Below are 15,346 nucleotides of genomic sequence, written 5' to 3' on the forward strand. Positions count from 1 at the left end.
TTTTCATGTTTTTATTTCATTTTTAGGAGGCACTAAATTGGACCTTATCAAAAATTGGAAAATCCATGTTTTCGCCTTGCTGCTCGTCATCGTGGCAGAATTTATCGGCATCCAGAAACATGGACTGGTCATCTTCCTGCCAATGCTCTATGCACTGGTACTGGGCGGAATCATTTCCTACCCATCATTTCACATCCTGAACGAAAAACAGATGACCCGTGCCGGCAATCTCATGGGCATCACTATGCTCTTCCTGATTGCCAAAATCGGTCTGGGCATCGGCCCGAACCTGCATCTGCTCCTGAACTCCGGTCTGGCACTGATCATGCAGGAATTCGGTCATTTCTTCGGCACACTGATTTTTGGCCTGCCTACGGCTATTTTATTGAAAATGGGCCGGGAAGCCATCGGCGCCTGCTATTCCATCGACCGGGAAGCCAATGTCGCTATCATTGCTGAAAAATTCGGTATCTTCTCTCCCGAAGGCCGTGGCGTCATGGGCATGTACATCTGCGGCACCCTCTTCGGGGCACTCTGGATTTCCATTCTCGCCGGCATCGTATCCCGTACGGGAATCTTTCATCCCTACGCGCTGGCTATGGGCGGTGGCATCGGTTCTGCCAGCATGATGGCCGCCTCTGTCGGCTCTATCGTCGCCGTATTCCCTGATGAAGTACAGAAGATTACTGCCTTTGCCGGTGCTGCCAACCTCATGACATCGGTCATCGGAATCTATTTCTCCCTCTTTATTTCCCTGCCTGTCACCATCAAGGTCTATGAATTCGTCACGGGTCGGAAACGGAAAGATGAAGTAACGGAAGAAGAACAGGCTGATGCCAAAACAAAGGAAACGATGGCACAGAACGAAGAAGCCGTCGCCGCTGACATCAAGAAAGAAGAAACAGAAGAACAGGAAGCCAAAAAAGGTTCTACCCTGAGCGATGACCTGCTCATCCTCTGCATCACCGGGTTCCTCACCCTCGTAGCCAATTTCGTCGGCTTCAAAGTCAATCCTCTCGACGACTGGCTCGGTATCGTGGTCATCATCGCCATCTGTCTCGTCGGCATCCTCATCGCCCACGTTCCCGTACTGAACAAGCTCCCCAATGTATTCTGGGTCTCCATTGTAGCTGTCGTCGTTTCGATTCCGAGCATCCCCGGTGCCGAATGGATTACGACCATTACCAAGAATGTCAACTTCCTGGCAGCCTGCACGCCTATCCTGGCATATGGCGGCCTGTCCCTTGGTAAAGATATCCCGGCATTTAAACGGCTGTCCTGGCGCATCGTTCCTGTGGCCCTCATGGTATCGTCGGGCACATTTATCTGCGCCACCATCATGGCAGAAATCATGCTCCATCTCGAAGGTGTCATTTAGTCCGTGAAAAGAGGTCTTCACTATGACAAAAGAAGAATTAAAACAGAAAGTCTGCGATGCCATCGATAAACGCGCAGAAGATATCATGTCATTCGGAACGTCCGTATTCAATGAACCTGAACTGGGTTACAAAGAAACGAAGACATCCGCCAAAGTCCAGGAAGCCATGGATAAACTTGGCATTCCCTATACGACAGGCTGGGGCATTACCGGTGTCAAAGGCCGCCTCACAGGCAAACATTCCAAACGTACTGTCGCAGTCATGGGTGAACTCGATTCCATCGTCTGCCGCCGTCATCCGTCAGCTGACCCCGTAACAGGCGCTGCCCACTGCTGCGGTCATTTCATCCAGATTTCCGATATGCTCGGCGTCGCAATGGCACTGAAAGATGCCGGCGCTATGGACTATCTCAGCGGCGATGTCGTCTTCTTTGCCGTCCCGAGCGAAGAATGTATCGAAATCGAATACCGTAAGAAACTCATGGATGAAGGTAAAATCCATTTCTTCGGCGGCAAACAGGAAATCATCCTCCAGGGCGGATTCGACGATATAGACGCAGCCATGGAAATGCATGCCTACTCGACAGATGACCCGGAAGGCAATATCATCCTCAACGGCGGTATGAGCGGCTTCATCACCAAACTCATCGAATACCACGGCAAGGCAGCCCATGCGGCCGGCCAGCCCCATCTTGGCGTCAATGCTCTCAATGCCTGCATGCTGGGCATCATGGGCGTCAACGCCCTGAGGGAAACGTTCCAGGAAAAAGACCACGTCCGTTTCCATCCCATCATCACGTCCGGCGGTGATCTGGTCAATGTCGTCCCCGATCTGGTACGCATGGAAAGCTATGTCCGCGCCGCTTCGGCCGATGCCATGAAATTCTACAACGACCGCATCAACCGCGCCCTCCGCGCCGGTGCCGACGCCATCGGGGCCACGTGTGAAATCAAGGATATGCCGGGCTATCTGCCCATGGAACAGGACAAAGCCCTGGGCAAAATCTGTGAAGCCAATGCCGACGCTATTTTTGGCAAAGAACACGTCGATACGAACCCGCCGTTCAATGCCGGCAGCACCGACGTCGGTGATATCTGCAATCTCATGCCCTGTATCCATCCCCACGTCGGATGCGTCCACGGAGCCCTTCACAGTGCAGAATTTGAACTCTTCCAGAAACAGGCCGCCTATATCAAGACGACCAAAGTCATGGCAATGACTGTCATCGACCTGCTGTACGACGACGCCCAGGGTCTGGAAGACATCCTGAAAGACTACAAACCGCGTATGACAAAAGAACAGTATCTGGCATATATGGATTCTCTCCGCAGCTGAGATAAAAGATTGTTTGATGTTTGATGTTTGACGTTAAAAAGGGAATGCTGCATGATAACATAAGCTATCATGTGGCATTCCCTTTTTCTATTTCACTACTATGCTTTATTTCACTATTATACTTTTTCCAGGATGCTGGTCAGGTTATCGTTCAGATAGGGATAGGCAACCTGACGGATCATAGCATCGACGAGCTGGGGATCAAAGGCATCATCGCTGGCGGGCAGGCAGATATCGAGTACGATATCGCCGTTATCCGACGTGTAGAATTTAAATACTTTGTATTCCTTATTGCCCTGATTGATGAAATCATGAATGGCAGCCTTATTCCCATCGTTGACAACCTGGGTCGCAACGAAAATGCGCAGCATAACATAGATACTGTCGTCGATGAGTACCAGGAACGGCAGCCGCTGACCTTTGACTTCGATACCCGACCGGAAAGCGACGGAATGGCGTTCGTCGTCTTTTATTTCATCCACCATAAAGGCTTTCGGATCTACTTTGTCGATATAGGCTTTAAATTTTTCTGCTTTTGTATTCATGTTATCACCTCAAACAAATTGATACTTTTATTGTACCACATCTTCCGTATCTCTTCTATTCCTATGGGCCGGGTAAATGAACAGATAAAACGATACGAGAGCCCCGACTTCTCCTATGACCATGACGATGCCCATAGGGATGGCCGTATAACTGCCGGCAATTCCGACTACAGGCGCCATGGCTGCCCCGGAAATCATGGAGAAAAAGCCGATGAGCGCCGCAGCACTGCCGGCGTTCCGGCCCTGGGCCTGCATAGCCATAGAAAAACTGCTCGTCGATAAAGAGGCCAGCGTTGCCACCGTGATAAAGAGAATGACCAGGATGGCATATACGGACAGGTGGAAGAAAAATCCTGCCAGAAGGGCCATACTGCCCAGTGAGGCCACCCAGAGTACGAAACGCAGCATCTTCCAGTCGGGGATCCGCCCTGCCAGACGGCCGGTCAGACCTCCGCTGATCATCAGGCCAATGCCGTTGATGCCGAAAATCAGACTGAATGTCTGGGGTGTCACGCCATAGATATTCTGGAAAACGAAGGAAGACGCCGATATATATCCAAAAAATGCGGCAAAAGCGAAGCACTGCATGATACAATGCCCCATAAAATACTTGTCGCGGAACAACTTGCCAAAGCTCCGGATACCTGCCAGCGGCCCGCCATGAATCCGTTTGCGGACCGGCAGCGTTTCCGGCATGATGAGAGCGCTGACCGCCAGCACCAGCCCGATGATGACGAGCAGCCAGAATATGCCGCGCCAGCTGGCAAACCGTAAAATCTGCCCGCCAATGACCGGGGCCAGGATAGGCGCAATCCCATTGACCAGCATAAGCATGGAAAAGAGACGGGTCAGGGCCGTACCACGGCAGACATCACGGGCAATTGCCCGGGCAATGACGATACCGGCACCGCCGGCAAACCCCTGGATAAACCGGAACAGCAGGAGCAGCCAGATAGTCGGCGACAAAATGCAGGCGACAGAGGAAATAGAAAAGACGGCCATGCCCAGAAACAGGGGCTTACGCCGCCCTGCATCATCACTGACAGGCCCGGCTATAATCTGACCTGCCGCCATGCCAGCCATGGATGCCGTCAGCGTCAGCTGTATCATAGACGGTACGACACCAAAGTCGGTCATCATAGCCGGAAGTCCCGGCAGATACATATCGGTCGAAAGGGGGGCAATCGCTGCCAGCATCCCCAGAAATACAGTCAATACAATCATCAGATTCTGACGTTGTCCATTCATTTATTTTGCACTCTCTTTCCACACAGGCAGATTTCGAATCAGTGGTGGCACGTCTGCCAGGGTCTGACAGGTATGCCAGGCTGTCGCTGCCACCTCCGGTTCCACATGAACCAGGTCCGGTACCCAGATAGACGGGATATGGGCTGCCGCCGCTGCTTTCAGGCCATTTCCTGAATCTTCAAAGACAAGGGCCCGTCCCGGTTCCACATCCAGTATCTGGCAGACCGCCAGAAAAATGTCAGGAGCCGGTTTGCTGTGAGCCATGGCGTCGCCGCTCTGGATATGGCAGAAATACGAGGTCAGACCGGCTTTATGGAGAAGCAGGCGTACCGTGTCTTCAGCAGAAGAAGAAGCGACAGCACAGCGGATACCCATATCTTTTGCAAAGTCCAGACATTCCTCCAGTCCCGGTTCCACCGGGGCTCCTTTTTCCTGATAAATGGCCAGCTGCATCGCCTTTTTCTCGTCATGGAAGGAGTCATAGGGAAAATTGTTTCCATAGGTCTGCAAAAACATTTCTTTTATTTTGGCATTATTCATACCAAAAATTTTATCAAAAAAGGAATCCTCCATCTCTATCCCGTACTTGCGGCCAACGGCCCGCCAGCACGGCACAGAGATTCGTTCTGTATCGAACATAAGACCATCCATGTCAAAAATAAAAACCTCTGGTCTGTACATATTGTTCCCCCTTCTATAAACGCTAACAACCTCTGGCTTCTGCCAGAGGTTGTCTTTCTCGCTGTCGCATTCTATTATTCTGAACCGATAGGTATCAGCGCACGGGAATGACTTCCAGCCAGTATCCGTCCGGATCGGCAATAAAATAAATCCCCATCGCTTTGTTTTCAAAGACGATACAGCCCATGTCTTCATGCTTTTTGTGGGCAGCATCGAAATCCTGTACCCGGAACGCCGTGTGGAATTCATTTTCTCCCAGATTATACGGTTCTTTCCGGTCTTTGAGCCAGGTCAGTTCCAATTGGAAATCGCTGGCATCGTTGCCAACATAGACAATGGTGAAATTGGGATTTTCGATGCGCCGCTGTTCTACCAGTCCCAGGGCTTCTTTATAAAATTTCAGGCTTCTGTCCAGATCGAGGACATTGAAATTAGTATGGGCAAATTTAAATGTCATGGGATTCCCTCCTTACTCTTCTTCCCAGCCTTTACCTACATTGACCCAGCCTTTGGCATGGGAGTAGGTTTCTAATTCCGGCAGCGTCAGTTCGATGGCACTATTTCCGGTCCCGCAGGCCGGGAATACGGTCTGGAACCGTTTGAGTGACTCATCGAGATATACGTCTACACCGGGATTGACCGCAAAGGGGCATACACCGCCTACGGGATGACCGATGAGACGTTCTACATCATCATGCTTGACCATAGACGCCTTGCGATGAAATGTATCTTTGAATTTACGGTTATCCACCCGGGCATCACCGGCAAAAATGACGAGAAACGCCGTATCATCGTCGCCATAAAACGACATGGATTTGGCAATGCGCTTCCCTTCCGTGTGCAGTGCCGCCGCCGCCAGATCGACGGTAGCGCTCGATTCGTGCAACACCTGCACCCGGTCTTCCATACCATATTGTGCAAAATAAGCTTTCACTTTTTCTAATGACATAATGTAAATCCCCCGTCCCCAATACACTACTGAACATTCTACTCCGGCAGACATTAAAAATTATATACCAAAAAAGTCAGCCATTCAAGGTAGTTCTAGAGGAGTTCAAAGGATGCAACACTGCCGCAATCGGTCTTCCTGACAGCCAGACGGGTATCGATGCGTTCCCGCAATTCTCCTACGTGGGAAATAATCCCCACCAGGCGTCCGCCCTGTCGTAATTCCAGCAGCGCTTTCAGTGCGAAATCCAGTGTTTCCGGGTCCAGCGTCCCAAATCCTTCATCAATGAAAATCGTATCGAGATGTATGCCTCCGGAATAGGCCTGTACCACATCGGCCAGTCCCAGTGCCAGAGACAGGGAGGCCAGAAAGGTTTCTCCTCCGGAAAGGGTATTGGCCGGACGGGCATAGCCTGTATAGGCGTCAAACACTTCAATATCGAGGCCGATCTGACGGACCCGGCGGTCATCCCATGAATGGGACCGCTGCAATTCATAGCGGTTGCGGCTCATCTTCTGCAGCCGCTGGTTCGCCGCCTGGAGTACTTCATCGAGGAGCGCCCCCAGGACATACCGTTCAAAATTGATTCCCGTCGTCTTACCGCTGATGAGATCATAGAGCGCCCCGACGGTCTTATAGCGTTCGCTCAGCTCTGCCTGTTCTTCATGCCAGGCACGGATCTGGCTGGCACAGTTCATGAGCTGGCCGAGTTCTGCTGCCAGAGCTGCCTGTTGCCGCGATAGATCCTGACATGCCTGATTCAGTGCATCCAGTTTCTTCCGATACCGTTCCATGTCCGGTCTGGCCTTGTCTTTGATTGCCTTTTCTTCCTGCAGTACCTGGCCTTGTGTCTGCTGGCGGGAGGCTTCATACGATGTCAATGTGTCTTTTAACGACTCGATCTGCTGCAATTCTTTCTGCAGAGCACGGCATTCATTCATGTCGCGGAATCCGTACTGACCCGCCTGTGATTTCAGTTCTTCCAGTGCGCTCTTATATTTCAGGCGCAGAGCATCCCGCTGTTCTGCTTTTATTTTCGCCTGACCGCTCCAATGGGCCTTTTCCTGCTCCTTCTGCTGTCTGGCAGCATTCCAGTCTTTTTCTTTCTGTTCAAATTCAGCAAGCCGTTGTTTAAGGCTCTGTATCTTCTTTTTCAATGCGGCAGGATTGCGGTACTCTTCAGGAAGAGTCTGTTCCGCTCTGGACAGCCCTTCTTCTGCCCGCGTCAGGTGCAGCCGTGCTTCTTCATATGCCTTGCGGGCCTGTTCGCCCTCTGCCGAACGCAACGTCACCGTCTTTTCTTTTTCTTCCAGCTGTTGCGTAAGCTTGCGGACCTGTTCGATTTCTTTCAGAAGAGCCGCTTCCTCCGCAGCAGACTGATCGGCCCGGCGGGACCAGTCTGCACTCGTCCCGTCGGCCGGATACTGCTGACGCAGCGCTTCATACTGCCGCTGCTGTTCCCGGGCCTGTGCATTCAGGACCTGTGCATCCTGCTCTGCCTGCTGGCGCTGTTTTTCGCTTGCTTCTGCTCTATTATGGCATCGTTCGACATCGGCTTTTTCCGGAAAATCGGCAGGCTTTACGGCCAGTTTGGGATGAGATACGGCACCGCATACGGGACAGGCATCCCCATCATGCAGATGTTCCGCCAGGACGAAGGCCTGTCCCTGCAAAAACATGGCATTTACGGCTTCAAAATCCGTTTTATCCTGCATGGCCTTCTTCACGGCTTTCTGCAGGCGGTCTGCTGCTTCTTTCTGCTTTCCTTCCGTATCCTGCCACGTCTGCTGCAATGCTTCTATCTGCTTTTCCTGAGCGGCACGGAGCTTCCATTGTTTTGTTCTGGCTTTTGTCTTTTCATACTCACCTTCCCTGCCAGAGAGGGCGTCCCGGTTCTTGCGGATCATTTCCAGTTCGTTCTGGGCCGCTTCCCGGTTCTGATCGGCCCTATGCCAGGCCTTTTCACAAGCCGCTGCCGTTTGGGATGCTTTGTCCCGCTCGGCTTTCAGTGCTGCATATGAACTGGCTTCGCCTACGAGACTTTCCAGGCGGATTACCCCGGCCTTATCTCGTTCACAGGCGTCATGGCCGGCTTTCATATCCGTTTCCTGTCCATTGAGCCGTTTCAGCTCTTCATCTGCCGCCAGCGCTTTTTTCTGCAGGTTATCCCATTCTTTGGAAGCATCCATTCCCTGTTTCTGAATATCGTCCAGTGTACGGCACGGTTCGCTGAGAAGGCGGGCCTTTTCCAACAGATCCAGCCGTTTCCTCATCTCTGCCATCGTATCCTTTTGTTCCTCCAGCTTTTGCAGCCGGGTTCTGGCATCGTCCCACGCCTTCCAATGACTGGCAACAGCTTCTGCCTGCTGGACTTCCTCCTGAAAGGCATCGCGCTGGCGTACAGCCTTGCCGGCCTGTTCCTTCGCCGTTTCTGTCCGGGCCGTTTTGTCGGCAATGGTCCGGGTCAGCGTTTCTTCGTCAGCGGCTCCCGCCAGGGACAGATATTGCTCAATTTTTTTCTTCAGATCTTCATAGGCACGACTGACATCATCATACATGGTCCTGGCCAGGACCTGCAGCCGGTCATAGCGCTGGGTATGGAATAATACCTGCATGATGCGCTGCCGGTCCGATGAATTAGCCAGGAGCAGTTTGCGGAAATCGCCCTGGGGCAGAAGGACTACCTGCCGGAACTGATCCGATTTAAATCCCAGGATCTGTTCGATTTCCTGGGAGACATTCTTGCTGGTCACCAATGTTTCATTGCCGGACTCATCCTGTTCATACAAGGCTGCCTTCATGGAAACATGCCGTGTACCTGTCCCCCGTTTTTTAGCAATTTCCTGCTCCGGGCTCCGTTCGACCCGGTATAGCTTCTGACCGACCCTGAAGGTAAAGGCTACACGCGTCGTTTCCTCTGCCGTGGCGTATTCACTGCGCATATGAGCTCCGTTACGGCCTTCTGTACCGCCGGTCAGCTCTCCATATAACGCATAGCACATGGCATCGAGAATGGTCGTCTTGCCCGAACCGGTGGGCCCATAAATGAGAAACAGCTGCCGGTCGCCGAGAAGGCGGAAATCGATGACCTGCCGGCCTGCGTAAGGGCCAAAAGCTGTCATATCCAGGTAAACCGGTTTCATAGAATACCGCCTCCTTCTTCTTTGCGCAGTGCATCCCAGAGCTGATGCAGGCAGCCTGTTTCCTTTTCCGACAAAGGCTGATCCGGCCTCATGGCAGCGGCAAAGCTGGAAAACAGCTGTTCTTCCGTCGTCCCACGGATATTAAAATCCCGGTCCCCCGCACTGGCAGAAACACACCGCTGCGGTGCTTCCAGTGCCATGGCGTTAGGATATTTTTTGCGCAGCCGGGCCATGCCATCGAGGACCGGTTCCGTATCGTCGATGCGTGCCAGTACATAATCACCGGTCCGGTCATCTTCCCGCTCCATGATATCCTGGAAGGATCCTTTCAGAATGCGCACATCATGGTGGGGCGTCAGTGGAATGAACTGGCTGCTGACCTTTCCATCACCGTCAAGATCGACGAGGACAGCTCCTTTTTTCTGCGTCGCTTCACTGAAGGAATACTTGAGCAGGCTGCCGGCATAGCGCACTTCGGGACGCCCCACCTGCTGCGGTCCGTGAAGATGTCCCAGTGCCGTATACTGGAAACGGTCAAACGCTGCGCTGTCAATCAAATCTGTACCTCCAATAGAAAGGGGGCGTTCGGAATCACTGCTTTTGCCACCAGAAGCAAATACGTGACTGACGCAGACCGCCCGCATGCCGTCGCAGCCTCTGGACTGGAATGCACATAAGGCTTCCAGCGCTTTCTGATGATCGTGGATAGTTTCGTCATCCAGAAAATGGCGGACATCGGCTGGTTCGGCATAGGGAAGCAGTACAAAGGCTACGGGGCCTGCCTCATCGCGGAGGATGACCGGTCCCGTCAGTTTATCCAGATCCCCGGCAATATACAGTCCCTGCCGGGCCAGAAGTGCACTGCCAAAGGAAAGGCGGGACGCACTGTCATGATTGCCGCTGATGACCAGAAAGGGAATGTGAAGTTCTGCTGTTACCTTCGTTGCGATTTCATCAAATAATTCAACAGCAGCTGCTGGTGGCAGGCTGCGGTCATAGACATCTCCTGAAAGGACAACGGCTTCTACTCCTTCGTCCTTCAGTAGTGGCAGAAACTGTTCTTTTAATACATATCCCTGCTCTTCTGTCAGATAATCACCGTAAAACATTTTGCCCAGGTGCCAGTCCGCCGTATGTAAGATACGCATGTCGTCACCTCTTATTCGTTGTACAAACTGCGCAAGAGAGAAATTTCATGAGCGTAACCGGCCAGTTCATTCGGCGTTTCCAGGTAAAAGGGAAGCTGCCGTAATGCCGGATGATTGATGATCCGCGTAAACGCTTCTATGCCGATATGGCCTTCGCCTATTTTTTCATGACGGTCTTTATGGCTTCCCAATTCATTTTTACTGTCGTTGATATGGACTGCTTTCAGCCTGGACAGGCCAATCCGCGTATCAAACTGAGTCAGCACGTCATCGAGATGATCGACAATGTCATACCCGCCGTCAAACACATGGCATGTATCGAGACATACCCCGATGTTGTCCTGCAGTTCCACCTTTTCAATGATGGCGGCGATTTCTTCAAAATTACGGCCAACTTCCGTTCCCTTGCCGGCCATCGTTTCCAGCAGGACCGTCGTTTTCTGCCCTTTGAACATGCATGTGTTGAGCATGTCGGCGATAAAATCGATACCGGCCTCTGCGCCCTGACCGACATGACTGCCCGGATGGAAATTATAGCGGCAGTTGTCAAGATATTCCAGACGGCGCAAATCATCAGCCATGGCTTCTCTGGCGAAAACCCGCGTCTTTTCCGTCTTCGAACAGCCGTTCAGCGTGTACGGCGCATGGGCCAGTATGGGCGCGAAATGATGCTCCTCCATCAGCCGGTTCAATGCCGCCATATCTTCCGTATCGAGAGGCCGGACACTGCCGCCGCGGGGATTCCGTGTAAAGAACTGAAACGTATCAGCACCGATAGACAGGGCTTCTTCTCCCATATGCAGAAACCCCTGGGAAACCGATAAATGACAACCTATATGAAGCATAGCCTTTTCTCCTTTTATACAAAAACAGGCTGCAACGAAACTGCTTCGTCCCAGCCTGCCTGCTTATCCTGTTAATTTTCGTTTTCGTTCTGGCATTCTGCACAAATTCCCGTAAAGGATACATTGACAGAATCTACACGATATCCCGTCTGTGCCTGAGCCATCTCTGCCAGCTTGTCCCGTTCTACATCCACATCCATAACGCGGTTGCAGCGGGTGCAGCGGATATGAGCATGGGGTTTCGTGTTGAAATCATAGCGGTGCGCATCTTCTTCGCACTGCAATACTTGTACGACACCAATTTTTGCAAAAATTTCCATCGTTTTATATACCGTCGCCAGACTCATAAACGGATATTTGGGTTGCAATTCTTTATAAATGGCTTCCGCATTGGGATGTGTCGTATTGTTGTTGACCACTTCATATACGGCCAGACGCTGCGGTGTCACTTTATAGCCGTTTTCCCGCAATACTGCAGCAATATCCATAGATGTAATCCTCCTTTCTCCAGTAACAAAGATTTTTCACCTGTGAATACTATTAAATGAGTATGATTTTTAAATTCTACTTCTATTATATTGTAACTGTTATTTGTTGAAATGGCAATACAAAGATTCTAAATAATACGAAAAATATACATTATATCCCCCTCTTTGTCAAATCTGCCGTTGACGGAACAGACATTTCCACTCATAATGTAGTATTAGAAAGAAAGGAGAAGCGGCATGAATGAAGAAATGATTATTCGTCAGATAGCTTCTGACCTGCATGTCCGTCCGGGACAGGTCCGGACCGCACTGGACCTGTTTGCCAGTGGCAATACCATCCCGTTCATCGCCCGGTACCGCAAAGAGGCGACGGGTACTCTGGATGAACAGCAGCTGCGCCAGATCAAGGAGCAGTACGAATACGAAGAAGCGCTCAGCAACCGTAAAGACACGGTACGCCAATCCATCATGGATCAGGGGCTGTGGAGCAACGAAATCAGAAGCCAGCTGGAAAAAGCCCGGCAGCTTCAGGATGTAGAAGATATTTATCTCCCCTTTAAGCCCAAAAAACGTACGAAAGCGTCCATGGCCCGGGACGCAGGCCTGTCACCTCTGGCAGATGTATTCTGGAACCAGGATGTCCATGGGCCGGCCCCGGAACAAGCGGCAAAAGCATATATCTCAGACGACGTGCCAACCGTAGAAGAGGCTATCCAGGGTGCCAGCAATATTATTGCTGAACGCTGCTCTGAGCTTGCACCGTACCGTCGTTTTTTGCGCAGTGCCTTCTGGCATGACGGCAAACTCACCTGTACGCTGCAGGAGGAAGATGAAAAATCACGGACCTACCTCGCTTATAAAGATTTTCATGAAGCCATACGGCGTCTGCCCAGCCATCGTATCCTGGCCATCAACCGTGGAGAAAACCAGAAAGTACTGAAAGTCAGTCTGGAAGTCCGCACCGATGCATACATCAAACGGCTGTGCCAGATGATCATCAAAAACCCTTCCCCGTATACGGATATACTGGAAAGTGCCGCTGCAGACAGTTATAAACGGCTCATCTGTCCCCAGATAGAACGGGAAATACGCAATGAGCTCACAGAAAAAGCCGAAAAACAGGCTATCCAGGTCTTTGCCGCCAATCTGCGCAGCCTGCTCCTGCAGCCGCCGTTCACGGGGCAGACCATCCTTGGCCTCGATCCGGGCTACCGCACAGGCTGTAAGGCCGCTGTCATCGACTCTACCGGTGCCGTGCTGGCCTATGGGACGTATCATCTCACGGGCTCGGAAAAGCAGCGCCATGAAAGCGCCGATGCTCTGACCCACATGATCCGGGATCACGAAGTCACCCTTATTTCCATCGGCAACGGTACGGCCTCCTACGAAACGGAACAGTTCGTTTCCCGGCTGATTCATGACCAGCATCTGAAATGCCGCTATCTCATTGCCAATGAAGCCGGGGCTTCTGTCTATTCGGCATCGGAACTGGCACGGGACGAATTGCCCGACCTCGATGTCACCATCCGCGGAGCCGTTTCGATCGCCCGCCGCATCCAGGACCCCCTGGCAGAATCGGTCAAAATCGATCCCCAGTCCATCGGTGTCGGCCAGTATCAGCATGATGTCAATCAAAAATCCTTGTCAGCAGCTCTGGATACGGTCGTCGAATCCGTTGTAAACTATGTCGGCGTCGATCTCAATACGGCATCAGCCGCCCTGTTGCAGCATGTATCCGGCCTGACCTCGGCAACAGCGTCCAATATCGTCGCCTATCGCAACGAAAACGGCCCGTTCCACAACCGTCAGGAACTGATGAACGTAAACCGCCTGGGCCCGGCGACATTCACCCAGTGTGCCGGCTTTCTGCGCATCAAAGACAGCACCCAGCCGCTGGATAATACGTCCGTCCATCCTGAATCCTATGATCTGGCCGCTAAAATCGTACACCAGTACGGATTTACACTGAAAGATCTGAAAAACCCGGCCCGTCTGCAGGATCTGCAGAGCCGTCTCCAGATGAACGCGGCCCCTAAACTGGCATCGGTCCTCAAGGCGGGTGAACCGACCGTCCGTGACATACTGGAAGAACTGCGGAAGCCCGGCCGGGATGTGCGCAGCGATTTCCCCAAACCGCTGACCCGGCGCCATGTCCTGTCCCTGGACGAACTGGAAATCGGGTCTATCGTGCGCGGTACGGTCCACAACGTCGTCGATTTCGGTGCCTTTGTCGATATCGGCCTCAAAATACCGGGGCTCGTCCACCGGTCGGAACTTTGTAATCATCCCTTCCACCATCCGACAGATATCGTACATGTCGGCGATATTGTAGACTGCATGATTCTCTCTGTAGATACGGAACGGAAACGCATTGCCCTGTCCATAAAAAAAGCGACGATACAGCATTGACAAACAGGCTGCCCGATGAGGGCAGCCTGTTGTGTTATGCTTCATTTATTATTTACCCAATTCACGTTCTGGCCATCCGGGATCCTTGAAGATAGCCCGGCCAACACCAATCATATCGGCAGATCCTGTGACCAGGAGGTCTTCGGCTTCTTCTACGGTCTGGACGCCGCCAGTCAAAAGGACGGGGACGGATACATTATGGCGGATTGCCGAGGACATATCCCGGAAATACCCCGGTTCTGTATGATCCGGCCGGATAAAGAAGTTCATTCCTCCCGACACATCGATCAGGTCAACCCCGGCCGTCACAAATAACTTAGCCGCTTCTACGGCTTCATTGATCGTACTGCCGCCTGGCTGATAATCACATCCGCCAAAACGGATAGCCAGTGGATACGCCGTACCGACGACCATGCGGATAGCATGGATGACCTGAAGATGGAAATGAATCCGTTTTTCCAGTGTATCACAGCCATACGCATCGTTACGATGATTGGTCAGGGGAGAATAAAACTGATTCAGCAGATACCCATGGGCCGCATGAATTTCGACTCCGTCATATCCGGCAGCCTTGGCCCGGCCTGCCGCTGCCGCGTATTCAGCGACAAGCACTTGTATTTCTTCAACAGAAAGTTCCCGTGGCGGTACCTGGCTCTGTTTCTGACGGGGATGCAGAACCGGCGAGGGCCCTACGGCCTGCTGCCGTGTCACAATGGGGTCTGCCATGGAGCCGGCATGATTGATCTGGGCAAAGACCCGCGTACTGCCTTCACGATGTATGCCTTTTGTCAACTGGCGCAGGCCGGCAATATCACAGTTGCGGGAAATGGAAATCTGATTGGGATCTGCTTTTCCCTGCTTATCAATATACATATGCTCTGTAATGATCAGTCCCAGATAGCCCTTTTCTGCCCGCTTCTGGTAGTATTTGCAGATTTCGTCATCAATATAGCCATGCGAAGCAGAACGGGTAGCCATAGGCGGCATGACAATACGGTTTGTCAACGTCAGATGGTGGATAGACAGCGGTTCTTTCCATTTCATGATACATCACTCCTCATATACTGATGATTTGCATAACACATGATTGCACGAGTGCGAAACAGTCTTTTTTTTAGTATATCATGAAACAGCCTCTTTCTATAGGAATTTTTTAGTCTTATACCGGAAAAAGAT

Annotated in this window: 13 protein-coding genes; 3 read left to right on the forward strand and 10 right to left on the reverse strand. The window is 51.9% G+C overall.

Translation table 11 applies throughout. The features are described 5' to 3' along the window. Positions 1-37 precede the first annotated feature (37 nt). Both DW949_RS07505 and DW949_RS07510 read left to right on the forward strand, forming a co-directional pair. Positions 38-1,378, forward strand: a complete 1,341-nt coding sequence (locus DW949_RS07505) for a DUF3100 domain-containing protein (RefSeq protein WP_118022620.1) — start codon at positions 38-40, stop codon at positions 1,376-1,378. Between the two features lie 22 nt (positions 1,379-1,400). Beyond that, positions 1,401-2,714 carry an amidohydrolase gene (locus tag DW949_RS07510; RefSeq protein ID WP_118022621.1) on the forward strand — a complete coding sequence of 438 codons (1,314 nt, stop codon included), beginning with the start codon at positions 1,401-1,403 and terminating at the stop codon, positions 2,712-2,714. 116 nt (positions 2,715-2,830) lie between these two features. Here the strand turns inward: DW949_RS07510 and DW949_RS07515 are convergent, their stop codons facing one another. From DW949_RS07515 to DW949_RS07555, 9 genes are all read right to left on the reverse strand, one after another. After that, positions 2,831-3,259 (reverse strand): YbjN domain-containing protein, encoded by a 429-nt coding sequence (locus tag DW949_RS07515; protein WP_118022622.1) that lies wholly within the window; start codon positions 3,257-3,259, stop codon positions 2,831-2,833. 27 nt (positions 3,260-3,286) lie between these two features. Further along, the gene (locus DW949_RS07520; protein WP_118022623.1) at positions 3,287-4,507 is read right to left on the reverse strand and encodes a multidrug effflux MFS transporter; all 1,221 of its coding nucleotides are present in this window, start codon (positions 4,505-4,507) and stop codon (positions 3,287-3,289) included. Continuing rightward, on the reverse strand, positions 4,508-5,188 hold the full coding sequence (locus tag DW949_RS07525; protein WP_158570656.1) for an HAD family phosphatase: 681 nt from the start codon (positions 5,186-5,188) through the stop codon (positions 4,508-4,510). 94 nt (positions 5,189-5,282) lie between these two features. Next, the gene (locus DW949_RS07530; protein WP_075581324.1) at positions 5,283-5,645 is read right to left on the reverse strand and encodes a VOC family protein; all 363 of its coding nucleotides are present in this window, start codon (positions 5,643-5,645) and stop codon (positions 5,283-5,285) included. 12 nt (positions 5,646-5,657) lie between these two features. Next, a complete protein-coding gene (locus DW949_RS07535) occupies positions 5,658-6,137 on the reverse strand; it encodes a YbaK/EbsC family protein (protein WP_118022625.1) in 480 nt (159 codons plus the stop codon). A gap of 95 nt (positions 6,138-6,232) precedes the next feature. Next, on the reverse strand, positions 6,233-9,280 hold the full coding sequence (locus tag DW949_RS07540; RefSeq protein WP_118022626.1) for an AAA family ATPase: 3,048 nt from the start codon (positions 9,278-9,280) through the stop codon (positions 6,233-6,235). Continuing rightward, positions 9,277-10,428, reverse strand: a complete 1,152-nt coding sequence (locus DW949_RS07545; protein ID WP_118022627.1) for an exonuclease SbcCD subunit D — start codon at positions 10,426-10,428, stop codon at positions 9,277-9,279. The genes DW949_RS07540 and DW949_RS07545 overlap by 4 nt, the downstream gene beginning before the upstream one ends. A gap of 11 nt (positions 10,429-10,439) precedes the next feature. Beyond that, on the reverse strand, positions 10,440-11,273 hold the full coding sequence (locus tag DW949_RS07550; RefSeq protein WP_118022628.1) for a deoxyribonuclease IV: 834 nt from the start codon (positions 11,271-11,273) through the stop codon (positions 10,440-10,442). A gap of 71 nt (positions 11,274-11,344) precedes the next feature. Next, positions 11,345-11,761: a Fur family transcriptional regulator gene (locus DW949_RS07555; RefSeq protein ID WP_118022629.1), complete on the reverse strand. Its 417-nt coding sequence runs from the start codon at positions 11,759-11,761 to the stop codon at positions 11,345-11,347. Positions 11,762-11,998: 237 nt separating this feature from the next. On the opposite strand from DW949_RS07555, the gene DW949_RS07560 reads away from it, so the two are divergent. Continuing rightward, positions 11,999-14,170: a Tex family protein gene (locus DW949_RS07560; RefSeq protein WP_118022630.1), complete on the forward strand. Its 2,172-nt coding sequence runs from the start codon at positions 11,999-12,001 to the stop codon at positions 14,168-14,170. Between the two features lie 48 nt (positions 14,171-14,218). Here the strand turns inward: DW949_RS07560 and DW949_RS07565 are convergent, their stop codons facing one another. Next, on the reverse strand, positions 14,219-15,214 hold the full coding sequence (locus DW949_RS07565) for an NADH:flavin oxidoreductase (protein ID WP_118022631.1): 996 nt from the start codon (positions 15,212-15,214) through the stop codon (positions 14,219-14,221). Positions 15,215-15,346 lie beyond the last annotated feature (132 nt).

Origin of the sequence: Megasphaera sp. AM44-1BH, assembly GCF_003467125.1 — a bacterium.
Lineage (GTDB): Bacteria > Bacillota > Negativicutes > Veillonellales > Megasphaeraceae > Megasphaera.